Here is a 26,819-nt window from a genome sequence, read left to right as displayed (position 1 = left end):
TAGAAAAATGATTTATTGTTTGAAAACAATATCATTCTTTTTATCTAATTTATCTTTTGTCAGTTTTTCTAAGCAATCATCAGCAGTTAATGGCTTACTGAGTAAGAAGCCCTGTACTTGGTCACAACCTTCATATTTTAAGAAATCGAGTTGCTCTTGGGTTTCTACCCCTTCGGCTACCACGTTTAAGTCTAAACTGTGCGCGAGGGTGATAATGGCGCTAGTGATGGCGGCATCATCAGGGTCTTCAATAATATCTCGAACGAATTCTCTGTCGACTTTAAGCGTATCGATAGGGAAACGTTTTAAATAACTTAAGCTCGAATAGCCTGTTCCAAAGTCATCAATCGCAATGGTTAGCCCTAATGCTTTTAATTGCGATAATACTTGTACTGAATCTTGTGGGTTGCCCATGATCATCGATTCAGTCAGTTCGAGCTCTAAAGCGCTGGCAGGCAGGCCTGAAACAGCTAATGCAACCTCAATGGTTGAAATAATATCAGCCTTTAACTGCCTTGCTGACAAGTTAACAGCAATTGAAATATCATTAAAACCGAGTTGATGCCAACTTGCCAGTTGGTTACAGGCTTCATCAATGGCCCAGTGACCAATCTCATTAATCATGCCTGTTTCTTCAGCGAGCGGAATAAATTCAACCGGAGAGATAAACCCAAGTGCAGTACTGTTCCAGCGCAGCAGTGCCTCTACACCTAAAATACGTTTGGTTTTGATATCGTATTTAGGCTGATAAACCAAATACAATTCATTATTTTGAATCGCTTCTTTCAGGCCTGCTTCCAATTCAACGTGGCGAGTGGCGTATTGGTTTAATTCTTCGGTGTAGAACTGGAAGTTATTACGACCTAATGATTTAGCGTGATACATCGCGGTATCAGCGTACTTAATCAATGAGGTTGAATCATCTGCATCATTTGGAAATAAACTAATCCCAATGGAAGGCGAGACAGTGATGTTTTTCCCTTCCAATAAGAAAGCTGCATTAAAAGCTTTTAGCACTTTTTCAGCAATAATGGTTGCCGCTTTAAGTTTAGCGACGCCTTCAAGAATAATGGTAAATTCATCACCGCCTAATCTGGCAACGGTATCACCATCGCGGACAGCATTTTGCAGTCTTGATGCCACCGCTTTTAGTAGTAAATCACCCACATGGTGGCCCATTGAGTCGTTGATGTGTTTAAAACGGTCCAAATCAAGGAATAGCAATGCCACGATTGATTTTGAACGGTGAGCCTTAGTGATAGCTTGGTTTAATCGGTCTTGGAAAAGGGTGCGGTTAGGCAGGCCAGTTAATGGATCAAAATTCGCTAAAATACGTAAATCTTCTTCGGCTTTTTTACGCGATGTAATATCAGTAAATACTGCAACAAAGTGGCTGGTTTCGCCTTTGGTATCGATAACTTGGTTAATTTCAAGCCAAGCTAAAATACCTTTTTTATCTTTAGTGCGGATGTTAATTTCACCAGCCCAGTGCTTTTTACGCAGCAATTGTAATTCAACATTGTGATAAAACTCGCGAGAACGTTTACCGTGAGCTAAATACAAAAAGTGTTTACCGGCAATCGCATCTGGGTCGAAGCCTGTTATACGGCTAAAAGCAGGGTTTACCGAGCGCACACGATAGTCTAATTCACCGACAACAACAGCCTCATTCATACTGTGAAGTACTTGAGTTGAGAGTTTAAGTTCGTTCTCTGTCTCTTTTCTTACGGTAATATCTTTATGAGTCCCCGCCATTCGTACAGGTCTGTCTTGTTGGTCCCACTCGACCACTTTGCCGCGATCAATAAGCCATATCCACTTACCAGGTTGTTTTTCAACACGGTATTCAGCTTCAAAAAAATCAATTTCACCATCTAAATGCTTATTGAGGATTTTAGATACTCGGTTTTTATCTTCTGGGTGAATACTATTAATCAATGCTTGGGTTTCATTCCCTAACATCAGTGGTGGAACCATGTCGGTACGATACACTTTATTCTCACGAATATTCCAATCCCACATACCGTCACCAGAAGCCCAAAGTGCCAGTTTAAGGCGTTCTTCGGATGCACGAATACTTATTTCAAACTCACGCTGTTTCTCGCGCTTGATTTGTTTTAGGTAAATAATCATGGTCAATATCAACATGATAACTATGCCATAAATGACATAGGCGCCTTTACTTAGATAAAAAGGCGGCACCACAGTAAACTTGATGCTTAAGGGATCTTGTTGATAACTGTTATCGGTAAGGGTAAAGCGAACTAATAATTCATAGTTTTTAGGTGCAAGGCTGGTAAAGGTTATTTCATTGGTTTGGTGCAAATTTACCCATCTATCATCGTGACCTATGAGCTTGTAGCTTAGTTGGTGAAGGCCTGGATAATTAAACTCTAAGGCACTGACATCAAAGCGGATAATTTTATTTTCATAAGGCATCAATAATTCAGGCGGTGCCATAAGGTCATGGAGTTGATGACGCTCTTCTCCAAATGTATAGCTGGTGAGAGCCAATTTCACATCAGGTCTCACAGCGGGGACATTTTCAGGCATGAATTGATTTAAACCATTAATGCCACCAAACCAAAGTTCGCCGTCCGGATCCTTAAATTTAACCCCACCATTAAACTCATTGGCTTGCACGCCATCAAATTTATTAAAGGTGGTCAAATTCACCGTTGTATTTGGATCCGAATCAAGTTCAGGTTTTAAATTTAATCGAATAAGCCCTGAATTAGAGCTTAACCATAGATTTTGGCTATTATCTTCAAGAATGGCATAAATGGTATGCTTTTTTATTTGTTCATTAAGGGCTTCAAACTGAATGTTACCATTGTCTAATTCAATGATTTTATCCACACCACTGTGAGTTGCCATGAGAAATTGATTATCACTAGTGACAATAAAGTCTCTAATCCGGTTATCACTTAATGTTGATTCATCAGCGGGTTGGCGTGACTTTAATGTTAATGTTTGCTGATCTGGCTTTAGGCGCACAAGGCCAGCCATAGTCCCTATCCATAAACTGTCATTATGATATTTAAGCGACAGTGTTGTTTGTTTTTTAGGTGAGTATTCAGTCTCGAAATCAAAGTGATAGGGGCGTAATATCTCTTCACCGGGTAAGACAAAATATAAGCCATTACTGCTGCCTACCCAGAGGCGCTGCTTGTCATCAATAGTTAGAGCTCGAATGGTCAGGTTATGTGGTAATAAGTGATCGAGTGCGGGTAAAAAAGTGAGTTGCTGTTCAGAGCTCAGTTTGGCTAAACCTTGGTCTGTTGCAAACCATAAATTACCATCTTCAGTTTGCTTTATCGCATGAATGGTCAGACTTAACTCATTTTCATTAAGGTTTAACGCTTTGGCAAATAAATCGTTGTAGTAATAAAACTGCCCTTGCTGTTCATCAAAAGATTTCAGCCCTGCGTTTTCTGTGCCGATCCACAAGCGTTGCTGCTTATCACGAAAAATAGCGCGGATCATATTAGCCATTTTAGGTTTCGATGGATGCATTTCAAATATATGGTTAAAGTAAATTTGATTCAGATTAAGCTTGTTGATGCCAGAATAACGGGTGCCAAGCCATAAGGTACCGTCATGGGCTAGCATGATGCTTTGGAGGTTATTCTCGCTAATTGATTTACGGCTATTAGGGTCATATTTATGGACTCTACTGCGCCATTCTCCGTCAATTTTATCTAGCTGAATTAACCCAGAATTTGCCCCAATAGCCCAAACTTGGTCACTACTGTTGATAACAAAATCTTTTATTTCGTTAAAAATGGTTGGTTGCTCATTAACCCAGATGATCTTTTGCGTATGGTTTTCTAAATCATATCGAATCAGTTTATTCTCAATTGCGAGCCAAACAGAGCTATCAATTTTATTGGTTTGTATACTGTTGACTCTCAAGCCTGAGGGAATATCCAATCGGATAATTGTATTGCTATCAATTGCGAATGTTCCACTTTTCTCTGTGCCAACAAAAATGTATTTATCATCCACATTCGCCACACTTGTGACATGTGGATTGAGATTATTACTCAGACTGATTTTGGTTATTTTGTTAGATTTAAGCGATAAGGTATATAACCCTGTTTGGGTACCTATCCATAGCGAATCCCCAATGACGCTTAATTTAGAGAGGTGTAAATCATGAAGACCTTGCTTGGCTCCATAATTAGTAAATTCGCCGGTTGTGAGATCTAAACGGCTTAAGCCTTGAGAATGGGTGGCAACCCATAAGTCATTATCTGATTGGAGAATATCGATGATGTAGTTGCCCGCGATGCTTTTCGGGTCATTGCTGTCATTGAGAAAGACATCAAACTGAATACCGTTGTAACTATGTAAACCATCTTGTGTGCCAACCCATAACATCCCCGCTTTATCCATGAAGAGTTTGGTGACTGAGTTTTGGTTTAACTCATTTGATGCCTCAAATTGTTCAAAAGACAGTAGATGGTTATCATTCTGGGGAGTGATGGCGAAAACAGAATTAGACATTGAGATACAAAGTACCCAAATGAACAAGCATGTTCTCAATTTTGTGGATAAAGGTAAATTCAATCTGCACCTATTTTTATGAGTATGAGCAGGTGTAAAAAAGTCATGCTGGGTTGCGTATTGTTAGGGCGTGTTGATCTTTTAAGGTTGTTTTTGCAGCGAATTGTTGGCCATTTATACAAGGCAGAGACTTTGTGGTGTAGTTATTCTACATAAAAAGTCGATAACGCTGTAAAAATGGCCAACAAACGCTGCCCAAAGGGTTCGACTAAAAGTGTTTTACTCTTTGTTGGATGAATTTCGCTTAGATGACTAGGCATCAATCCATCCGCCTCAATTAAAACACTTTTATCTCGAACAAAATTCAACCAGCAAAGATCAACACGCCCTAATTTGTAAGCAATATTGTAACAATAATAGTAAATTATGAGTAAAGTGGCTTGTTGTTTAGCTATTATTTCTCAATAAACCGTAGCAATGTTAACTTCGATATTATCCATATTACGTAGCTATGTGTTTTATTTCAAATTAGATTTTAGTTTTACGCTTTGTTGAATGTTGTAAAACTGCTTAGTTGTTAACATTTGTAGGGGTGAGATGGGCTAAAACAAAAAAACACGCTAAAAAGCGTGTTTTTAAATGAGCTATTCAACTATTTGTCTTCAGTTTTTTCAGCAATATATTTTTTGAAAATTTCATCAAGTTGTTGGTCTTTTTCAACCCAAATTTGATTAAGCCAACGTTGGAACTCAACACGGGTTTCTGCTTGTGAAAAATACACTTTTGAATCGACAGTGGGGACTGGCATTTTCTCAACTCTGACAACGATTCTTTTTACTCTCCCTGACATCACTTGGTAAAGTATCCCTTCTTTTGACGTCAAATCCGCGTCTGGGTATGCCAGTGTCATATTAAGCAAACCGGTAAATTGTTCACCCATTGCCGATAATGTAAAGGCAATTCCACCCGCTTTAGGTCGCAGTAAATGGCGATAAGGCGACTGCTGACGTTTGTGTTTATCTAAGGTAAAACGACTTCCCTCAACATAGTTAATAATTGAAGTCGGGCTATGTTTAAACTTTTCGCAAGCTTTACGGGTCGTTTCTAAATCTTTGCCTTTTAATTTAGGATTCTTTTTTAATTTTGCAGGGCTGGTACGATTCATAAATGGCATACCTAGTGCCCAACAACCTAAGCCTAAAAATGGTACAAAGATGAGTTCTCGCTTTAAGAAAAACTTCAGCATTGGAATGTTATTACGCAAAATGTAGGTTTGCGCTGCAATATCAAAACCACTGACATGATTGCTGATCAGCAAATACCAACCTTTTTCATCTAAATCTTCTAGGCCTTGAATATCCCATTCAATTTTAGCGATTAAGTATAAAATGCCGCCATTGCACGATGCCCAAGCCCACATAAAGCGGTTCATTAATTTTGTTAACCCATTTTGACCCGAAGCAAATGGAATAAAGACTTTAATGATGCCGCCAATACTGATTAAACCTGCCCATAAAACAGTATTGATAATCAGTAATAAGGTGCTAATAAAAAAGAGTACAGGACCTGGTAAAAAACTTAGCATGTAGCTAAAAACCTCTATTTATAGTTATCAGCCATTTGGCTGATTTTGTTGTCTTTATCAAGCCAAAGTTGATTTAACTGACTTTGAAATTCTATTTTAAACTCGCGATCTTTACTGTAATCGCCACGCATTGAGTCAGGGATATCGGTAATTTCAATATCAACTAATACTTCATCTAGTCCATTGCAAATATACTCCCAATAGGAAGGTATTTTGTCAGGGTAGTAGATGGTGACATTAACCAATTTATTTATTTGGCTGCCCATCGCATCAAGCGCAAAGGCCATTCCGCCTGCTTTAGGCTTTAATAAGTGCTTAAATGGCGAGTTTTGTTTTTTATGCTTGCCTGGATGGAAACGAGTTCCTTCAACAAAGTTCATCACACTCACGGGTTTATGCTTAAATTTTTCACATGACTTACGGGTAATTTCGATATCTTTACCCTTAAGTTTTGGATTCTTCTTTAATTGCGCAGTGGAGTAACGACGCATAAATGGAAAGTCTAACGCCCACCATGCTAACCCTAATACAGGCACATAAATTAGCTGTTGTTTTAAGAAAAACTTCAAGAACGGAATTTTTCGATTAAATACTCGCTGCAAAATTAAAATATCTACCCAAGACTGGTGATTCGCAATGACCATGTACCATTCTTTTTCTGAAAATTGATGGTTACCACTAATGGTTATAGTCGTTGGGTGAAAAATAGCTTCTATTATTCCGTTTACCGAAATCCAAGCAGTGGCACAATTATCTAAAATATAACTGCATATTTTTCTAATTATGTTAATTGGTAAAACCTTGAATATACTAAATATAAGTATAGGGATTACCCAAAAAACAGTATTAATTACATAGCAAATAAATGCTATAGATCCTTTAATTTTTGCGAACAGCGGCATCTAGCTCTCCTGTGAATGGAGGCTTATGTTACTCCGTGACAAGCTTTCGCTCAATCCGAAGGACAATAATATCGCAATTTTTACCTAAAAATTACAGAGTCATCTGTTTGTATCGCGGCAGGATAGCTGATGCAATAGATAAAAGACTGCTCATTTGATCACGGTTTGCTTTGGAGTTATGAGAGCATCATTGTTGCGCTAACCGATTCATCAATCTGTCCATAGCACGATAACCAAGCGCTTGGGCAATATGACGTCGCTCAGTTGTCTTAGATTGTTGTAAATCTGCAATAGTGCGTGCAACGCGTTGAATACGGTGAAAGCTGCGTACAGATAGGCCGAGTTGTTGAACGCTTTTATCAAGAAACTCTAAATCTGCTTGAGTCATGTGTAAATGTTGTTTAAGCATTGAAGGAGATAACTCACTATTCAGTACGCCTGCACGAGAAAGTTGGCGCTCACGGGCAAGATTGACTCGTTTAGCAATGCTGTCACTACTTTCAGCTACTTTTTGTGGTTGAGTAAGTGTACCAGCGGGTAATTTAGGGACTTCAATAGTGAGATCAAACCTATCGAGAAATGGTCCTGACAGTCGTGATAAATATCGCTGGATTTGATCGGGTGTTGAGCGGGTATTATCAATATCTCCACAAGGGCTAGGGTTCATTGCTGCAATCAATTGGAAACGACTAGAAAATTTTACCTTAGCTGCTGCGCGGGAAATGACGACTTCACCAGACTCCATCGGTTCTCGTAGGCAATCCAGCACTTTACGCGGAAACTCGGCTATTTCATCTAAAAACAATACTCCACGATGAGCCAGTGAAATTTCTCCAGGTTTTGGAATACTGCCTCCACCCACTAGAGAAATCGAAGAGCAAGTATGATGCGGCGCGCGAAAAGGGCGTTCAAGAAATGCATTTGGCTTGATATTTAGCCCTGCTACAGAATGAATCGCAGCGACATCAATAGCTTCTTCATAACTGAGCTTAGGTAGTAAAGGGATAATACGGTTGGCCAGCATACTCTTGCCGGTGCCTGGAGGCCCTAAAAATAGAGTGTTGTGGCCACCTGCTGCAGCGATTTCCAATCCTTGTTTAGCTTGATATTGACCAATGACTTCACTTAAACACAATTCAGGTCCAGTGGTTATCTCTTCAAACCATTGCGGCTGTTGATCCACTAGTGGTAGTTGAGCTTGCCCGTGCATAAAAGCCGCAAGGTGCTGCAAATGCGCAACAAAATGAGTTTTTTCAAAACCAACGAGCTCAGCTTCATGACGATTATCAAGGGGAATGAATAGCTGATGCTGCTGATTTTTAGCGGCAATAATGGCCGGTAAAATGCCAATGCAGGGGCGAACTTCACCAGACAGAGCGAGCTCACCGATAAACTCACTGTGGGGGAGTTTATCTATCGGTACTTGACCAGAAGCGGCTAAAATTCCGATAGCGATTGGAAGGTCATATCGACCACCTTGCTTAGGCAGATCTGCAGGGGCGAGATTCACCGTTATTCGCTGCATAGGAAATTCAAAACCGGCATTAATTAACGCACTTCTGACTCGCTCACGGGCTTCTTTGACAGAGGTTTCGGGTAAACCAACAAGATTAAAGGCAGGTAGTCCGTTACTTAAATGCACTTCAACAGTGACTTTGGGGGCTTCCACACCACAACAGGCGCGGGTCATTACGCAGGCTATTGCCATAAACAAATCCTTTTGTTTGCTAATGTTAACTAAAGCAATCCATTAATTGGGATTAAGTGTAGCAGCTTAATAAGAAGGCACAGGAATTGACGATAAAACCAAAAGATTAAATTAATAATTGTTCTACAAGTTCTACAAGTTCTACAATTAGTGGCTGATGTTCTTTGTTGGTTAAATTTTATTCGAGTTAAAGGCGTTTTAATCGAACCCTTCGGGCAACGTTTGTTGGCTATTTTTACAGCGTTATCGACTCTCTAAGTAGAATAACTGCACCGCAAAGTCTCTGCCTTGTATAAATCGCCAATCATTCGCTGCAAAAACAACCTTGAAAGATAAATAGAACCTAGTAAAAGCGCATTAAATTACATCTAAAAAAGCTTTTAAAATAGGTTCTTGTATGCGCTTTTCTTTACAGCAGCAACCTAGTTTGAAAGGAGAAATAGCTTGGGGGGACTCAAGTTTTTTTAGTCGACCTCTTACAGGGCTATTTTCTACAACAACTTCTGGGCTGATGCTCACGCCACATCCTAATGCGACCATCGAGGTTATTGCTTCTTGTCCTGATACTTGTGCATAAATATTGGGTTTAAATCCCATTGCTTTGAACCAGTTATCCGCACGGCGGCGCCCTGGACCATGATCGGGCACGATATAAGGCAGTTTTGCCCAGTTGATGGGTGTTTCTGAGGTCATCTGCTGGGCGATGCAATGTATTGTTGGCGCGTAAACATGAAGAGGGACTTGATCAATCTCTTCAAAGTGAAGACTAGATGGCAGCGCATCAGGCAGAGCAATAATGGCAAAGTCGGCCCGATTGTGCTGAATTTCATCAACAGCATTGGCGGCGTCGCCAGTGTTCAGGGTGATTTCTACCATGGGGTGCTCACGCCTAAAGCGGTCAAGTAACGCCGGTAAGTGGCTATAGGCCGCGGTCACTGAGCAATATAAATTGATACGTCCGTGAAGTAAGGGCTGATCGGGGTCAATGCGACCTTTTAAGTTAAGCCATTCAGATAAAGTTTGCTCAGCAAAGCGTTTAAACTCGTTGCCTGCATGAGTGATGCTGACACTGCGGTTATCACGCTCAAATAATTTACAACCCACTTCTTCTTCAAGTCGCTGCAAAGCTCTACTCAAGGTCGATGGGCTCACGTGAGTTTGTTCTGCTGTTTTACCAAAATGCAGACTATCACATAGGTGTAAATAGAGTTTTAACGCACGAATGTCCATGTTCTTACCTTATTTAAATCAGCTGTATTTAAGTCTATTTTAGCGAACCCTTATTATTGCATAAAATGAAACATAACATCCCGAATATATCATTTTAAGCAATGACTAGCTTGCGCTATAGTGATTTCAATCACAACTTTTGAGCAATCAGACTGCCAAAATGTTGTGTCTCAAATTTCTGAATTAAAGGTGGTATCTCAGATGGCTAACTATTTTAACTCTCTGAATTTACGTCAACAATTAGCTCAATTGGCACAATGCCGCTTTATGGACCGTACTGAGTTTAGTGACGGTTGTAATTTTATTAAAGATTGGAACATCGTGATCTTAGGTTGTGGGGCACAAGGCCTAAACCAAGGTCTGAATATGCGTGACTCAGGTTTAAATATTTCTTTTGCACTACGTCCTCAAGCTATTGCTGAAAAGCGCGCTTCTTGGAAGCAAGCTACCGACAATGGTTTCAAAGTAGGAACGTTTGAAGAACTTATTCCTGACGCAGATTTAGTATTAAACCTTACTCCTGATAAGCAACATTCAAACGTGGTTAATGCTGTTATGCCATTGATGAAGCAAGGGTCTACCTTGTCTTACTCTCACGGTTTTAACATTGTTGAAGAAGGCATGCAGGTTCGCTCAGATATCACAGTTGTGATGGTTGCTCCAAAGTGTCCAGGTACCGAAGTACGTGAAGAATATAAGCGTGGTTTTGGTGTACCAACTCTGATCGCTGTTCACCCTGAGAACGACCCTAAAGGTGACGGTCTTGCCATTGCTAAAGCTTATGCAAGTGCAACAGGTGGCGACAGAGCAGGTGTTTTATTGTCATCTTTTGTGGCTGAAGTTAAGTCTGACTTAATGGGCGAGCAAACGATTCTTTGCGGCATGTTGCAAACTGGCGCCATCTTAGGTTACGAGAAAATGGTCGCTGACGGTGTTGAGCCAGGTTACGCAGGTAAGTTAATTCAACAAGGTTGGGAAACGGTTACTGAGGCGCTTAAACATGGCGGCATCACTAACATGATGGACCGTTTATCAAACCCTGGAAAAGTAAAAGCATTTGAAGTTGCTGAAGAATTAAAAGTGATTCTTAAGCCACTATTTGAAAAGCACATGGATGACATTATCAGTGGTGAGTTCTCTCGCACTATGATGGCTGATTGGGCTAATGATGATGCAAATCTACTTCGTTGGAGAGCAGAAACTAACGAAACTGCTTTTGAAAACTCACCAGTTTCTGATGAACATATTGATGAGCAAACTTACTTTGATAAAGGCATTTTCTTAGTGGCCATGATCAAAGCAGGTGTTGAGCTTGCGTTCGATACTATGGTTGCAGCGGGCATCATCGAAGAGTCTGCGTACTATGAGTCTTTACATGAAACGCCATTAATTGCCAACACCATTGCACGTAAGCGTTTATATGAAATGAACGTCGTAATTTCTGATACTGCTGAATACGGTTGTTACTTATTCAACCACGCTGCAGTGCCATTACTCACTGATTACGTTAAAGCTATGTCACCAGAGTTATTGGGTGCTGGCCTTAAAGAAGGTTCAAACAGTGTTGATAACAAGCGTTTAATTGAAGTGAATGAAGCGATTCGTCATACGGATGTTGAGTTTATCGGAGCAGAATTACGCGGTTACATGACTGATATGAAAGGTATTGTTGAAGCTAGCTAATATTTGTTGATTGTGTTGTGAAGTACCTGTTCAGCTAGGCTATCGAGCAGGCATCAAATCTACTTTTCTAGATGGGAGAGTAGAAACAATCTATAGAATTTTAGGGTGGAAAAGTAAGCCAGAATATTACGTGTTAATACTCATGCTAATACTCAGGACTAATCTTTCTCATTATAGCTTTAGATTTTGTTGTTGTTTGCATTGTCTCGGCAGGGAAGCTGAATTTTTTTGCAACACAGGATTTTTTGTTGTGTTTATAAATCACTTTATGGTATTCCTATAGAGAATAAATTATAAACAAGTCTGGCAAGGAGCCGGATTTGACAGAAGACTTAACAAATATTTTTTAGGACTCAGATAGACATGTTAAACCAAGCTGCCCAACTCATTATTGTGATTATTACCGTCGTGATTATTAAGTCACCGCGGGGGTGGCGTTTGGCAACGAGACTGAGTTAATAGTCAGAATTTGCAAAAACCCCCGCTCCGAAAGGACCGGGGGTTTTTTGTTTTCTAGGCCTAATTAATCTAACGCTTCAATAATGATTTATCACAGAACACTTTTTTAAAACCAGTAATTGCTGACGAATGACGAGAATATGACTATGGAAACAGGGCAGAAAATGCGAGGCGCAGACGCAGTAATCAAAGTATTGGCCGCACATGGGGTCACGACTGTTTTTGGTTACCCTGGCGGTGCAATTATGCCGATATATGATGCTTTGTATGGTCATCCCGTTGAGCATCTTTTAAGTCGCCATGAGCAAGGCGCTGCATTTGCAGCTGTTGGTTATGCCAGAGCCAGTGGTAAAACTGGAGTATGTTTTGCGACTTCAGGTCCAGGCGCAACTAACCTTATTACGTCATTGTCTGATGCGCTGCTAGATTCAGTTCCTGTGGTGGCTATTACTGGCCAAGTGTCGACAGCAGTGATTGGCACAGATGCATTCCAAGAGATAGATGTATTAGGTATGTCGTTGTCGTGTACCAAACACAGCTTCATGGTGACCGATATTAATGAGTTAATTCCTACGCTTTATAAAGCGTTTGAAATTGCAGCGTCAGGGCGTCCAGGCCCAGTATTAGTCGATATTCCCAAAGACATACAAATTGCAGAACTTGAATATAAAACGCCGCTACTTACAGTAAATGAAGAACCAGAGCCAGAAGTCAGTGCGATTGAAGCTGCTGGTGAATTATTACAGCAAGCTAAAAAACCAATCCTGTATGTGGGTGGTGGTGTAGGTATGGCTGGCGCGGTCGATCATTTACGCCAGTTTATTGATAAAACCGGCATGCCTTCGGTAGCCACATTAAAAGGCTTAGGAGCTATTGAGCACGGCACTAAAGGCTACTTGGGCATGTTAGGCATGCACGGTGGTAAAGCGGCAAACTTGGCGGTACAAGCCTGTGATTTATTGATTGTTGTTGGCGCACGTTTTGATGATCGGGTGACAGGGCGTTTAGCGACATTTGCAGGAAATGCCAAGGTGTTACACCTTGATATCGATATTGCTGAGATCAATAAATTACGCCAAGCCGACGTTGCGATTTCAGCGGATCTACGTCAAGTGTTACCAGCCTTGTCAGCTTCACTTGAGTCTAAATCACTTGAATTAGGGCAGTGGCAACTGGAAGTAGAAGAGTTATATCGTGAGCATCAATGGGACTACCAACACCCTGGGGATCTGATTTATGCCCCTGCGATGTTACGTCGATTAGCCAACAAATTGCCTGAAGACAGTGTTGTCAGCTGTGATGTTGGCCAGCACCAAATGTGGGTGGCGCAACATATGTGGTTCCGTCGCCCTGAAGATCACTTATCGAGTGCGGGCTTAGGCACTATGGGCTTTGGTTTACCTGCGGCAATTGGTGCTCAAGTTGCGCGTCCTGACGCAACTGTCGTGACAGTGTCGGGTGATGGTTCATTCATGATGAACGTGCAAGAGCTTACCACCATCAAACGTCGCAAATTACCCGTTAAAATTTTGCTTATCGATAATCAAAAATTAGGCATGGTAAAGCAGTGGCAGCAATTGTTTTTTGAGCAAAGATACAGTGAAACCGATTTATCAGATAACCCAGACTTTGTTTTAATGGCGTCAGCGTTTGATATTCCTGGTCGCACTATTCATCGCGCTGAAGAGGTGGAAGCTGCGCTAGATGAAATGTTATCAACACCTGGTCCCTTTATGCTTCATGTCGCCATCGATGATGCATTTAATGTATGGCCGTTAGTCCCACCAGGGGCGTGTAATAGTGACATGATGGATCAAATGGAGAAGCAAACATGATGCATTCAGTTGAATTAACCCTAAAGCAGCAACCTGAAGTGCTAGAGCGGGTATTACGCGTCACCCGTCATCGTGGTTTTACTATCACGGAGTTAACCATGACCGTAAGTCAAGACAGTACATTGAAAGTGAATTTTGATGTCCAAAGTGAGCGAGTGATTGAGCTATTAACCCATCAATTAACTAAATTATTTGATGTGCTTGATTGCCAAGTGATTACAAGCTCTGCAGCGCAAGCAGAGGCCGAAATATCGGCCATGGCAAGTGCTTAATAAATTCATCAATTTCAAGAGGGAAAGACTATGGCTGCAACACAATCAGAACTCATATGGTTTAATGGTGAAATCATGCCTTGGCAGAACGCCAAAGTACACGTAATGACACACGCGATGCATTACGGCACCTCAGTATTTGAAGGTATTCGTATTTACGATACCCATCTTGGCCCTGCAGGTTTCCGGTTAACCGATCATGTACAACGTTTATTTGATTCAGCCAAAATTTACCGAATGAATGTGCCTTATAGTTTTGAGCAAGTTATGCAAGCGTGTAATGACTCAGTGATGAGTAACAACTTACCTAGCGCCTATATCCGTCCGTTAATATTTTTAGGGGATGTTGGCATGGGGATCACCCCGCCAATTGACGCACAATGTGATATGGTCGTAGCTGCTTTTGCTTGGGGCGCGTACCTTGGTGAAGACAGTATGGATGCTGGTGTTGATGTGGCTGTAACCTCTTGGCAACGTCTTGCTCCAAACACCATTCCAACAGGCGCCAAAGCAGGTGGTAATTACTTATCTTCATTACAAATATCCACAGAAGCAAAGCGCAATGGTTTTGATGAAGGTATTGCACTGGATACTAATGGCTTAGTGAGTGAAGGCGCTGGCGCCAACTTATTTGTGGTGAAAAACAATAAGATTTATACCCCGCCAGCTACGGCCGCAATTTTAAAGGGGATCACTCGCGATACCATCATGGTACTTGCGAAAGACCTAGGCTACGAAGTAATAGAAGAAGCCATGGCGCGCGAATTTTTATATGTTGCAGATGAAATCTTTATGACAGGCACCGCTGCTGAAATTGTGCCTGTAAGAAGCGTCGATCGCATCGAGGTTGGCGCAGGTAAGCGTGGCCCAGTGACTAAACAAGTTCAAAGCAGCTTTTTTGGCCTGTTTAACGGTGAAACCGAAGATAAATGGGGCTGGCTAGAGCCGCTAAAAAAGTCAGGTTAAAACTGGCTGAAAATAATAATCAAAATTTTTGTGAGTCGGAAGAAATGACTCAAATAAATTAACCCTATTTGCCTATTCCATTACTGATGAATGGAATGATTAAGGAAGGAAAAGACAATGCCTAAATTACGCTCAGCAACCAGTACTGAAGGTCGCAATATGGCGGGTGCCCGTGCTCTATGGCGTGCAACTGGTGTAAAAGAAAAGGATTTTGGTAAGCCAATTATCGCGGTTTCAAACTCGTTTACTCAGTTTGTTCCAGGCCATGTGCATTTAAAAGACATGGGCCAATTAGTGGCAGGCGCTATTGAAGAAGCAGGCGGTATCGCGAAAGAATTCAACACCATCGCAGTGGACGATGGTATCGCAATGGGTCATGGCGGTATGCTTTACAGCTTACCATCACGTGAACTGATTGCGGACAGTGTTGAGTACATGGTCAATGCCCATTGTGCTGATGCATTAGTGTGTATCTCTAACTGTGACAAAATTACGCCGGGCATGTTGATGGCGGCGCTGCGCCTTAATATCCCAGTGATATTTGTTTCTGGCGGGCCAATGGAAGCGGGTAAAACTAAGCTTTCAGATAAGATCATTAAACTTGATTTAGTCGATGCGATGGTGGCTGGTGCTGATACCAATGTCAGTGATGAAGACAGTAAGCAAATTGAACGCAGTGCATGTCCAACATGTGGTTCGTGTTCAGGCATGTTCACCGCGAACTCGATGAACTGTTTAACAGAAGCATTAGGTTTATCACTGCCTGGTAATGGCTCGTTACTCGCAACCCATGCTGCACGTCGTAACCTGTTTTTAGAAGCCGGTCGCCGCATTATGGATATCACTACCCGTTATTATCGTGATGATGATGACAGTGTACTTCCACGTAATGTTGCTTCATTTAAGTCATTCGAAAACGCCATGGCACTTGATATCGCTATGGGCGGTTCATCAAATACGGTTTTACATTTAATTGCCGCAGCTCAAGAAGGTGAAGTCGACTTCACTATGGATGACATCGATAGAATGTCACGCCTAGTGCCGCATTTATGTAAAGTGGCACCTTCTACACCTAAATACCATATGGAAGACGTGCATCGTGCTGGTGGCGTGATGGGGATTTTAGGTGAGCTTGATAGAGCTGGGTTGTTGCATACTGATGTGCCACATGTGGCAGCAGACAATGGCGGTAATTTAAAGTCGGTTCTCGCTAAATACGATATCGCACAAACCCAAGATGAAAGCGTACGTCGTTTTTATAGTGCGGGGCCAGCAGGTATTCCTACCCAAACAGCCTTTAGCCAAGATTGCTACTGGGACAGTGTCGATGATGATCGCCAAGAAGGCTGTATTCGTACTCGCGAAAATGCCTTTAGCCAAGAAGGCGGTTTAGCTGTGTTATCGGGCAATGTGGCTACCAATGGTTGTATCGTGAAAACCGCCGGTGTTGATGAAGAAAACCTAACCTTTACGGGTAGTGCCCGTATATACGAAAGCCAAGATGATGCCGTTGACGGTATTTTAGGTGGCGAAGTCGTTGCTGGTGATGTGGTGGTTATTCGTTATGAAGGCCCTAAAGGCGGCCCAGGGATGCAAGAGATGTTGTATCCAACCACTTACCTTAAATCTCGCGGCTTAGGTAAAGCCTGTGCGCTCATTACAGATGGACGTTTCTCTGGTGGTACATCTGGGTTATCTATCGGTCATATTTCTCCTGAAGCGGCAGCTGGTGGCACCATTGCTTTAGTTGAAAATGGCGATCAAATTGAAATTGATATTCCTTCTCGTAGCATCAAGTTAGCCATTTCTGATGAAGAACTTGAAGCGCGTAAAGCAGCAATGGAAGCCAAAGGGTTACAAGCTTGGAAACCAGTGGCTCGTGAACGTTATGTTTCGTTAGCGCTAAAAGCATACGCTTTGCTTGCGACAAGTGCCGATAAAGGCGCAATTCGCGATCGCAGTAAGTTAGAAGGTTAAGTTTATTTTCAATTTATAAATGACGATAAGCATTTAAGAAGTAAAGATACTGATGGAATTTAGCATATGTCGATAGCACAAGAGTATTTACAGAAAACCCTGCTGTCATCAGTGTACGACGTGGCAAAAGTAACCCCGTTGTCGAGCTTAAATAAACTGTCTGCCCGTTTAGGCTGTCAGGTTTATTTAAAGCGTGAAGACATGCAGCCGGTGCATTCGTTTAAATTACGCGGTGCCTATAACCGCATGGCGCAGCTGACACCACAGCAATGTAAAGACGGTGTCGTGTGCGCATCTGCGGGTAACCATGCCCAAGGTGTGGCGATGTCAGCTGCTAGTCGTGGAATTGATGCTGTTATTGTAATGCCTGGTACCACACCGGAAATTAAAATCGATGCGGTTAAACGTCTTGGTGGCAATGTGGTGTTGTTCGGCGAAGCTTTCGATCAAGCGAACGAACATGCAAAGCAGTTAGCTAAAACGGACAATCGTACTTACATCGCTCCTTTTGATGACGAAGCGGTCATTGCGGGTCAAGGGACGATTGCTCAAGAAATGCTGCAGCAACAACGCGATATCGACACTGTGTTTGTGCCTGTTGGCGGCGGTGGGTTGATTGCTGGAATAGCCGCTTATTACAAAGCTGTGATGCCACAAGTGAAGATTGTTGGAGTCGAACCCGAAGATGCGGCTTGCTTAAAAGCGGCAATGGAAGCTGGCGAGCCAGTGACATTATCGCAAGTGGGCTTATTTGCAGATGGAGTTGCAGTGAAGTGTATTGGTGAGGAGCCATTTCGTGTAGCAAAAGATTACGTTGATGAAGTCGTCACGGTGACTTCCGATGAGATTTGCGCTGCGGTAAAAGATATTTTTGAAGATACGCGAGCGATTTCAGAACCTGCAGGTGCCTTGTCAGTGGCTGGACTTAAAAAGTACATTCAACAGCATCCAAAAGAAGCGGGTAAAGGTGAGAGAGTGGCAGCTATTTTAAGTGGCGCTAATGTCAACTTTCATAGCCTACGTTATGTGTCAGAGCGCTGTGAATTAGGCGAGCAAAAAGAAGCGGTATTAGCGGTTAAAGTGCCTGAAAAACCAGGTAGCTTTTTACGTTTTTGCCAGCTCTTAAATAAGCGCGCCATGACAGAATTTAACTACCGTTTTAGCAGCCGTGATAGCGCAGTGGTATTTGCGGGCATTCGCATTAGCCAAGGCCAAGCTGAGTTAGATGAAATTATTGCTAATTTGGAAGCTGAAGATTTTCAAGTACAAGATTTATCCGAAGATGAAACAGCAAAACTGCATGTGCGTTATATGGTCGGTGGTAGGCCGCCTGAGCCATTAGATGAACGTCTTTATAGCTTTGAGTTTCCTGAGCATCCAGGTGCGCTGCTTAAGTTTTTAACGACTTTGCAAAGTCAGTGGAATATTAGTTTGTTTCATTACCGAAACCATGGCGCAGCTTTTGGCAGGGTGCTGGCAGGTTTTGAAGTGCCAGCGACTGATGAAGCGGCTTTTGGGCAGTTCTTAACGGATTTAGGTTTTGTATATCAAGAAGAAACTCAAAGCCCGGCTTATCAGTTGTTTTTGAGCTCGGGTTCGAAATAGTTAATCGTGCGGTAAACTAATCAAACGTGATAGCAAATAGCTTCCTAAGGAAGCTATTTTTGTTTCAGCGTTACACGGCATTACCTTATAAAAAATTGAGGTTTTAGCTAATAAATTTCATACAGATAGCGCCTTTTAGCTTGTCTGTGTGTTATTGTCATTTCAGCCCACAGAGGTGAGATAGCCACAAACGAAATAATATTCGGTGGCGATAAATAAAATTAAAAATGTAGGTTTCATTGAGCTATTACACACTGACCTCGAGCCAAGGAGACTTTGATGTTATCTGTACCAACAATTTCAGCACCAAGTATTACTGCTTTTAACCCACCACGCCGAACGCTAATGGGACCTGGTCCTTCTGATGTTTATCCAGAAGTACTTGCTGCACAAGCTAAACCGACCATCGGTCATTTAGATCCATTATTTGTCGCCATGATGGATGAGCTAAAATCCCTAATTCAATATGCGTTTCAAACTGAAAATGAAATGACCTTAGCCGTGTCTGCTCCCGGAAGCGCGGGTATGGAAACTTGTTTTGTTAATTTGGTTGAAGCGGGTGAAAAAGTTATCGTGTGTCGTAATGGCGTATTTGGCGAACGTATGCGTCAAAATGTCGAGCGCGTTGGTGCTACCGCTGTAGTGGTTGACAATGAGTGGGGCGAGCCCGTTTCTGTTGAGGCGGTTGAAGCTGCTTTAAACGCTAACCCTGATGCCAAATTCTTAGCCTTTGTACATGCTGAAACCTCAACAGGTGCTTTATCTGATGCTAAACGTTTATGCGCCTTAGCTCAGCAGCACGACTGTTTATCTATTGTTGATGCTGTCACGTCACTGGGTGGTGTAGAGCTGCGCGTTGACGAGTGGGGGATTGATGCAATTTACTCAGGCAGTCAAAAATGTTTGTCATGTGTGCCTGGTATATCACCAGTGTCATTTTCAGCCAAAGCCGTTGAGAAGATCAAATCACGCACGACACCTGTTCAAAGTTGGTTTTTAGATCAAACCTTAGTGATGGGCTATTGGGGCAGTAAAGATAGCGGTGCTAAGCGTAGTTACCATCATACTGCGCCAGTGAATGCCTTGTATGCATTGCACGAGTCTTTAAGAATACTGGCAAATGAAGGATTAGAAAATGCATGGCAGCGTCATGCTGATATGCATCAGCTGCTTCGCAGCGGGCTTGAACAGCTCGGTTTGAACTTTGTGGTTGATGAATCATGTCGTTTACCACAACTGAATGCGGTTTATATTCCTGAAGGTGCAGATGATGCACTAGTCAGAAAGCAATTACTGGAAAGCTACAACCTTGAAATTGGAGCAGGTCTTGGTGCATTGGCAGGTAAAGCGTGGCGTATTGGTTTGATGGGATATGCAGCTCGCCGTGAAAACGTGGCTCTATGTTTGCGCGCCTTAGATGAAGTACTTAACTAGAACTAGCCGCTATTTCTGTGAATTTGTTTAATAAAAAATGGCATCCTATGATGCCATTTTTGTTTTATTTTTTGCTGTCAGAATGATTAACTATTTACAGCAATCTTCAGATGAAAACTTCTTTTCTAGTTCATCGACTTGAGCTTGTAATGCTTCAAGTTTTTCACGAGTTTTTAATAACACGTGTTGCTGTACTTCAAATTCTTCGCGAGAAACCACATCTAATTTCATTAATTGGCTTTGCAGTACTTGCTTTGAACGCTCTTCAAATTCACCTGCAAATTGCTTAACGCCACTTGGTAGGTTTTCGCTCAGTTGCTTAGCAACTTCTTCAAGTTTCTTTGGATTAATCATCGTCAATTCCATATTCAATTAGGTGTCTAATATATGAGTTAATTGTACCTGAGCAAACTAACATGTCCAAAATTATCATCTAGGTGTGTGCAGTTGCTAACGTTGATATCCTTGTAAGTAGGAGCTGATATATGAATACGATAAGAATGCCACTTTCGATCGAAACTAGATTAGCTTGAATTTAATCATTGTCGATCGCTGCTTTCTGGTATGATCGCGATCCGTTTATTTTCGATATTGGTAAAGTCGCAGCATGAAGTTAAATCCTGGGCAAAATGATGCAGTTCACTATGTTTCTGGACCTTGTTTAGTATTAGCAGGGGCAGGCAGTGGTAAAACTCGGGTAATTATTAACAAAATTGCATACTTGGTTGAAAAGTGTGGTTATAAGGCGCGCAATATTGCCGCGGTAACCTTTACCAATAAAGCAGCGCGTGAAATGAAAGAGCGTGTTTCGCAGTCTATGGGCCGCAAAGAAGCCCGCGGTTTATGGATCTCGACTTTCCATACTCTTGGCTTAGAAATTATCAAACGCGAGCATAAAGTGGTTGGCTTAAAAGCCGGCTTTTCACTGTTTGACGATCAAGACACTTTTGCGCTGTTAAAAGAGCTGACAGAAGATGAGCTTGAAGAAGATAAAGATTTAATTAAAGCCCTTGCCAGTGCGATATCGAATTGGAAAGGTGATTTGGTCATTCCTGATCAAGCGTTAAAGCGTGGAGGCGACGAGCAAACTCAGTTGTTTGCCAAATTATATCAGCGCTACGCACAGCATATGAAAGCCTATAATGCGCTAGACTTTGATGATCTGATTTTATTGCCCACTCTACTACTTCGTAATAACGAAGAGGTAAGAACGCGCTGGCAGACTCGCTTTCAATACTTGTTGGTGGATGAATATCAAGATACCAATACCAGCCAATATGAGTTAGTGAAACTCTTGGTTGGTGACCGTGCTCGATTTACGGTGGTAGGTGATGATGACCAATCAATTTATTCATGGCGTGGCGCAAAACCACAAAACTTAGTCTTACTGGGTAAAGACTTTCCTAAATTAAAACTCATCAAATTAGAGCAGAATTATCGTTCTAGCCAACGTATTCTTCGCGCAGCCAATATTTTGATTGCTAACAACCCCCATGTTTACGATAAAAGGCTATTTAGCGAGTTGGCTTATGGCGAGCCATTGAGAGTACTTTTTGCTGCCAATGAAGAGCAAGAAGCTGAAAGAGTCGTAGCTGAAATCGTCAGACATAAGTTTGTCGGTAAAACCAAATTTGGTGATTATGCCATCTTGTATCGAGGTAACCATCAATCAAGGCTATTAGAACGTGCTTTGATGACCAACCGAATTCCTTATAAGTTGTCTGGTGGAACCTCTTTCTTCGCTCGAGCTGAAATCAAAGACATCATGGCCTACTTGCGCTTAGTGGTTAATCCTGATGATGATAATGCCTTTTTACGTGTGGTGAACTTGCCTAAGCGTGGCATTGGCCCTGCGACGTTAGAGCGGTTAGGCAATTATGCTAATCAAAAGCATATCTCGATGTTTGAAGCGATATTCCAAGCAGAGCTTAATCATCATTTAGCACCCGCTGCGATGGCGTCTTTGTATCAGTTTGGCAAGTTTATTGTCGATACTGGTGAGATTGCGACACGCGGTGAACCTGTAGATGCGATTAAGCAGCTTATTCGTAAAATTAATTACGAAGATTACCTTTATGAAACCAGCACCAGCGCGAAAGCTGCTGAGATGCGAATGAAGAATATTTCAGAGTTATATCGCTGGGTGACGGAAATGCTTGAGGGTGATGAGCTAGATGAGCCTATGACGCTGCCAGAGGTCGTTACCCGTTTAACGCTCCGTGACATGATGGAGCGTAACCAAGAAGATGAAGGTGGCGATCAGGTGCAACTGATGACCCTACATGCATCAAAAGGCTTAGAGTACCCTTACGTGTTTATGGTGGGGACTGAGGAACGTATATTACCCCATCAGTCGAGCATTGATGAAGACAACGTCGATGAAGAACGCAGGCTTGCATATGTAGGCATTACTCGTGCGCAAAAAGAGTTGTGGTTTACTATGTGTCGTGAGCGACGTCAGTTTGGCGAAACCATGCGCTGTGAGCCAAGTCGTTTCTTGATGGAATTACCACAAGATGATTTGATTTGGGAAAACCGTAAGCCTAAACAAACAGAACAAGAAAAAGTTCAGTCAGCGAAGGCTAACATCGCTAATATCCGCGATATGTTTAAGAAGTAATGTCCATTATTAATACAATTTAGCTCGTTAGCTTTAACTCATGCATGTCGATTTGTTCGACATGCTGGGTTAAGACGAGGTTCGCCAGTGAAAATGCTTGCCCTTGTCCTTGATAATAGCCTAGCGATGCTAGCGTTTTCTTTTGCTCGAGAGTATTCACACCTTCTGCGTAAATTTCAAACCCTAGTGTCGTTGCAATCAGCTGATAGGCTTTTGCTAGTTGTAGCTGTTTTTCATTGAGTAAGTGCTGACTGACATCGGCGTCTAGCTTCAGGGCTTTTATCGGTAAAAAGCTTAAACTGCTTAGCGAGCTATATCCTGTTCCAAAGCCATTTATACCAATGTTAATTCCCAGTTCTGAGAGTGATTCAAATGCACTAATATGATGGGTGCTGTCTTTAACAAACGATTTTTCATGAAAAAATACCCATAACTTTGAAGCACACATTTTGCTGCGCTTAATGGTGTTTCTTAAGCTACGTAGACCATATTTGTGTTTTATATGCTGGCTTGAAAGTGGGATATGAATTTGAATATTTTCTCCCATCCCGTTGGCGAGAGCCTGATAATGTTGATCGATATATTTGAAAATATAATCATCTAACATCGTCATAGTTTGAGTTTGGTGAGCGAGTGAGGTTAACTGCTCATTATCTATGAGGCCTTGAGAAGGATGCTGCCAATAACTGGTGGGTTCGTAAGCTAAAATATCTGTATCATTAAAAGAGACGACAGGGGTTAACTCAACCACTATGTCGCCTAGCTCTAAAGCATTTAAAAAGTCCTGTTCTAATTCAATCCGTTGATTAAAGTGGTATTCAGTTTGTCTATCAAAAATAACGTAGCAGCCTTTGCCTTTTGATTTGGCTTGATACATAGCAGTATCGGCATTTCTTAAAATAGACTCACTATTGTCAGAAGAGTTCGCACAACTGAATGCGACACCAATACTGGCACCTGAAATAACTTGCTGCTGAGCTAACGTGTAGGGTTCTGAAATCGTTTGTAATATGCGCTCACAAACATCTTCTGCATCTTTGTGTTGGTGTATTGAGTCTAATAAAATGACAAACTCATCACCACCTAAGCGGGCTAAGGTATCGTTTTCTCGAATACACAGCTTAAGCCGAGTTGAGGTTTCAATTAAAAATCGGTCACCTTCTAAATGGCCTAATGTGTCATTGATTTGTTTAAAACCATCCAAATCGATAAATAGTAATGAAAACTGCTCATTAGGGTGACGGCGAATATGTTTTATCGCTTGCGATAATCGCTCCATAAAAAAGCTGCGATTCGGTAAACCTGTCAGGTTGTCGTGTTTTGCATCATAAACTAGCTGCGCTTCCATTTTTTTTCGCTGCATAATTTGACGTTGCAAATTGTCATTCATTTCTGCGATTGCTTTGGTGCGCTTTTCTACTTTATCTTCCAGTAACTCGTGACTTCGTCTTAATTCCTCAACGGCGAACTTACGTTCAATGGCGTTAGCAATGTGTTGTGAAACAAAAGTCAGTAGTTCTAAATCTTTAGCTTCATATGAATTTTGATCGGTAAGGCTATATATCGTTAAACCGCCTGCAATTTCCCCGTGAATAAATAAAGGAATGCCAATCCATTGTTTCATGGTTTGGGTATGGTTAAGGGTTGGGTTGGTGCCATAAATTTCACCGGCTTTAACCATATCCTGAATGTCTTGTTGGCTTAGTAGTATAGGTTGTTGATGTTTGAGAATAAACTCTGTTAAGCCATCTTGCATTGAACGTGGCTTGGGGCGCTCACCACCCATTTGTGATACGTAAAATGGAAATGATAATGTGTTCGACGCTTTATGCACTAATGAAATAAAACAGTTCTCGGCAGGCAGCAACTGGCTGATGACCTGATGAATCTTAGGATAAAAATCAGCTTCGCTAACATCGGAAGCTGATAAATCGGCAATTTGGAATAATGATTTTTGCAATTCTTCGGCTTTTACTCGCTCAGCGACTTCAAGCTTAAGCTTATCGTAGGCTTGGCTTAACTCTTTGGTGCGCTGAACGATGGCGATTTCTAACTCTTCATTGTGACGAAGCCTTTCCATTACCCCAGAAATATGGTGGCAAATAAAGCCCATCAGTTCGAGCTCTAATTCTCCGTAACTAATATCGTCACTGTAGGTTTGAACCACTAATACGCCAGAGACGGCATTATTATGTTTAATCGGAACGCCAAGCCATTGCAGGCATGGAGAACCAAGGTCATCAATTTCGCCTAATGCCACAAGTTCTTCAAATCGCTTGGTGTCACAAAATAGTGGCTCACCTGTTTTTAGTACGTAACCGGTAATACCGCGCTCAAGTAAAGAGGATATTTCTTCATCTGGGTAGAGTTCTGATGGGTGAGTGTCTTTTTCATCTGCAAAAAAGGGCAGTGTAATGTTACCGGTTTGGTTATCGATTGAGGCAATGAAAAAGTTGTCAGCGTGGATCAGGCTTTGTAGGTGTGTGTGAACACCTTTATAGAAGACATCGAGTGAAATCGCATGAGTAGCTATGTTGGAAATTTCTAATAAAGCATTCTGGATTATTTCAGCGCGCTTATATTTTGTCGCTAATCGCCTAAGTCTCGATACCCTTCTTTGAAGGTGCTCGATATTATTAGAACTATTAGAAGGGAGTTTTCCCTTTTCCATGACGCTCCCTTAATCCCTTTGAGGTAAATATCCATCTTTGAGTATATGAAAGTTTGCTGATAAATGGAACTATCAACAGTTTAAAATCAAAAATGCTTAAAAATATCACAAATTAATCAAAACTTGAGCAAACGAACAAAAAAGTTATAAACAAAGGTGGACGTGAAGGTGATTTATCCCTATTATGTGCGTCGCTAACCAAGGCGAGCGCCCATAGCTCAGCTGGATAGAGCGTACCCCTCCGGAGGGTAAGGCCGAAGGTTCGAATCCTTCTGGGCGCACCATTCGGTAACGTTTGTTAGCAAGATTGAAAGTCAGTGGTGATTGTAGCTCAGTTGGTAGAGCCCCGGATTGTGATTCCGGTTGTCGTGGGTTCGAGCCCCATCAGTCACCCCATTCAATCTAGATTCTATTTATAGAATATCTCGGTGATTAGCGCAGCCCGGTAGCGCATCTCGTTTGGGACGAGAGGGTCAGAGGTTCGAATCCTCTATCACCGACCAAATTTTAGTATTCCAATTAGTGATTTATTTTGATCCTATCAAATTGGCCTACCGTATAAAAAGTTACATTTAGTGAATAACGTCGTTTGATAACGTTTCACTCACTCTTTAAGAGTGGAGCTGAGGTTTTCCTCTTAAGACTCATATATCAAAATAGATTTTCGGTGATTAGCGCAGCCCGGTAGCGCATCTCGTTTGGGACGAGAGGGTCAGAGGTTCGAATCCTCTATCACCGACCACATAAACAAAAAAGCCACTCAATGAGTGGCTTTTTTGTGTCTGAAATTTATCATTTCTATTTAATACCAATCCGCATTAGACTTTGCCCATATTAGCCCAGTCTCGTGTACATAAACTTTTTACCCTATCTTTGCACTGAATAAATATATTCCAGGCTTTACAACACTGCTCAACAATATCGTTATAGCCTTCAAAACACCGATTTGCCAAACAGTGCTGTCTTAACCATTGCCATACTTGCTCTATTGGGTTTAGCTCTGGAGAATAAGGTGGCAATTTGAGGACTGATAAATTATTAAAGTCTTTGGCTATATCATCCGTATGCCACCCTGCGCCATCCATAATAACAAGAGCATATCTATCTGAGTGCGTTGCTTCTGAAATTTGATTCAAGTGTTGCCACATAGCTTCCCTATTAACAAAAGGGGTGACCAAGGCTTCTGTTGCCCCAGTTGCGGGGCAGACAGCACCAAACAAATAAGCATATTCAAATTGCTGTTGTTTTACGGCTCTGGGTCGAGAGCCTTTTGGAGCCCAAAGTTTGGTTGTTGTATTTTGTTGTCCAAATCGAGCTTCATCTTGAAACCAAATATCGACAGTGTCTAAAGGGATATACACTG

16 protein-coding genes and 4 tRNA genes are annotated in these 26,819 nt (G+C 41.8%); 12 read left to right on the top strand and 8 right to left on the bottom strand.

Features of this window, described 5'->3' with window-relative positions; all coding sequences use genetic code 11:
• Positions 1 to 12: 12 nt before the first annotated feature.
• The 5 genes from L2735_RS11910 to ilvY all read right to left on the bottom strand — a co-directional run bounded on the left by L2735_RS11910 (position 13) and on the right by ilvY (position 9,934).
• Positions 13 to 4,509 carry an EAL domain-containing protein gene (locus tag L2735_RS11910; RefSeq protein ID WP_248984921.1) on the bottom strand — a complete coding sequence of 1,499 codons (4,497 nt, stop codon included), beginning with the start codon at positions 4,507 to 4,509 and terminating at the stop codon, positions 13 to 15.
• Between the two features lie 652 nt (positions 4,510 to 5,161).
• Positions 5,162 to 6,094 (bottom strand): 1-acylglycerol-3-phosphate O-acyltransferase, YihG family, encoded by a 933-nt coding sequence (yihG, locus tag L2735_RS11900; protein WP_248984920.1) that lies wholly within the window; start codon positions 6,092 to 6,094, stop codon positions 5,162 to 5,164.
• Between the two features lie 14 nt (positions 6,095 to 6,108).
• Positions 6,109 to 6,996, bottom strand: coding sequence for a 1-acylglycerol-3-phosphate O-acyltransferase, YihG family (gene yihG / locus L2735_RS11895; protein ID WP_248984919.1), 888 nt, complete (start codon positions 6,994 to 6,996; stop codon positions 6,109 to 6,111).
• Between the two features lie 187 nt (positions 6,997 to 7,183).
• Complete coding sequence (locus L2735_RS11890; RefSeq protein WP_248984918.1) at positions 7,184 to 8,704, bottom strand: YifB family Mg chelatase-like AAA ATPase; 1,521 nt, start codon at positions 8,702 to 8,704, stop codon at positions 7,184 to 7,186.
• A 357-nt stretch (positions 8,705 to 9,061) separates the two neighbouring features.
• Positions 9,062 to 9,934 (bottom strand): HTH-type transcriptional activator IlvY, encoded by an 873-nt coding sequence (ilvY, locus tag L2735_RS11885; RefSeq protein WP_248984917.1) that lies wholly within the window; start codon positions 9,932 to 9,934, stop codon positions 9,062 to 9,064.
• A gap of 201 nt (positions 9,935 to 10,135) precedes the next feature.
• Here ilvY and ilvC point away from each other — a divergent pair, with 201 nt between their 5' ends.
• The 7 genes from ilvC (at position 10,136) to L2735_RS11850 (ending at position 20,165) form a co-directional block, all read left to right on the top strand.
• Complete coding sequence (ilvC, locus tag L2735_RS11880) at positions 10,136 to 11,617, top strand: ketol-acid reductoisomerase (RefSeq protein WP_248984916.1); 1,482 nt, start codon at positions 10,136 to 10,138, stop codon at positions 11,615 to 11,617.
• Between the two features lie 605 nt (positions 11,618 to 12,222).
• Positions 12,223 to 13,911: an acetolactate synthase 2 catalytic subunit gene (ilvG, locus tag L2735_RS11875; protein ID WP_248984999.1), complete on the top strand. Its 1,689-nt coding sequence runs from the start codon at positions 12,223 to 12,225 to the stop codon at positions 13,909 to 13,911.
• Positions 13,908 to 14,183: an acetolactate synthase 2 small subunit gene (gene ilvM, locus L2735_RS11870; protein ID WP_248984915.1), complete on the top strand. Its 276-nt coding sequence runs from the start codon at positions 13,908 to 13,910 to the stop codon at positions 14,181 to 14,183. Before ilvG ends, ilvM begins: the two co-directional genes overlap by 4 nt.
• Positions 14,184 to 14,213: 30 nt before the next feature.
• Positions 14,214 to 15,149 carry a branched-chain amino acid transaminase gene (locus L2735_RS11865; protein ID WP_248984914.1) on the top strand — a complete coding sequence of 312 codons (936 nt, stop codon included), beginning with the start codon at positions 14,214 to 14,216 and terminating at the stop codon, positions 15,147 to 15,149.
• Positions 15,150 to 15,266: 117 nt separating this feature from the next.
• Entirely contained in the window at positions 15,267 to 17,126 is a 1,860-nt protein-coding gene (gene ilvD / locus L2735_RS11860) for a dihydroxy-acid dehydratase (RefSeq protein WP_248984913.1), read from the top strand.
• 66 nt (positions 17,127 to 17,192) lie between these two features.
• A complete protein-coding gene (gene ilvA, locus L2735_RS11855; protein ID WP_248984912.1) occupies positions 17,193 to 18,731 on the top strand; it encodes a threonine ammonia-lyase, biosynthetic in 1,539 nt (512 codons plus the stop codon).
• 279 nt (positions 18,732 to 19,010) lie between these two features.
• Positions 19,011 to 20,165, top strand: coding sequence for a pyridoxal-phosphate-dependent aminotransferase family protein (locus L2735_RS11850; RefSeq protein ID WP_248984911.1), 1,155 nt, complete (start codon positions 19,011 to 19,013; stop codon positions 20,163 to 20,165).
• A gap of 90 nt (positions 20,166 to 20,255) precedes the next feature.
• Here the strand turns inward: L2735_RS11850 and ubiK are convergent, their stop codons facing one another.
• Positions 20,256 to 20,519 (bottom strand): ubiquinone biosynthesis accessory factor UbiK, encoded by a 264-nt coding sequence (gene ubiK, locus L2735_RS11845; RefSeq protein WP_153916339.1) that lies wholly within the window; start codon positions 20,517 to 20,519, stop codon positions 20,256 to 20,258.
• 253 nt (positions 20,520 to 20,772) lie between these two features.
• Between ubiK and rep the strand changes: the two genes are divergently transcribed.
• On the top strand, positions 20,773 to 22,785 hold the full coding sequence (gene rep / locus L2735_RS11840; protein ID WP_248984910.1) for a DNA helicase Rep: 2,013 nt from the start codon (positions 20,773 to 20,775) through the stop codon (positions 22,783 to 22,785).
• Positions 22,786 to 22,804: 19 nt separating this feature from the next.
• Here the strand turns inward: rep and L2735_RS11835 are convergent, their stop codons facing one another.
• Positions 22,805 to 25,456 (bottom strand): sensor domain-containing phosphodiesterase, encoded by a 2,652-nt coding sequence (locus L2735_RS11835; RefSeq protein ID WP_248984909.1) that lies wholly within the window; start codon positions 25,454 to 25,456, stop codon positions 22,805 to 22,807.
• A 207-nt stretch (positions 25,457 to 25,663) separates the two neighbouring features.
• Here L2735_RS11835 and L2735_RS11830 point away from each other — a divergent pair.
• From L2735_RS11830 to L2735_RS11815, 4 genes are all read left to right on the top strand, one after another.
• A tRNA-Arg gene (locus L2735_RS11830) sits at positions 25,664 to 25,740 on the top strand.
• Between the two features lie 36 nt (positions 25,741 to 25,776).
• Positions 25,777 to 25,852, top strand: a tRNA-His gene (locus L2735_RS11825).
• A 30-nt stretch (positions 25,853 to 25,882) separates the two neighbouring features.
• Positions 25,883 to 25,959 (top strand) — tRNA-Pro (locus L2735_RS11820).
• 162 nt (positions 25,960 to 26,121) lie between these two features.
• Positions 26,122 to 26,198: transfer RNA gene (locus L2735_RS11815), tRNA-Pro, on the top strand.
• A gap of 76 nt (positions 26,199 to 26,274) precedes the next feature.
• Here L2735_RS11815 and L2735_RS11810 read toward each other — a convergent pair.
• Positions 26,275 to 26,819, bottom strand: a 545-nt coding sequence (locus tag L2735_RS11810; protein ID WP_248984908.1) for an IS630 family transposase, incomplete at its 5' end; no start/stop codon positions are given.

The organism is Shewanella olleyana (genome assembly GCF_023283825.1).
GTDB classification, from domain to species: domain Bacteria; phylum Pseudomonadota; class Gammaproteobacteria; order Enterobacterales; family Shewanellaceae; genus Shewanella; species Shewanella olleyana.
Note: the sequence above shows the minus strand (reverse complement) of the source record. Positions and strands in the feature narration are given on the sequence as shown.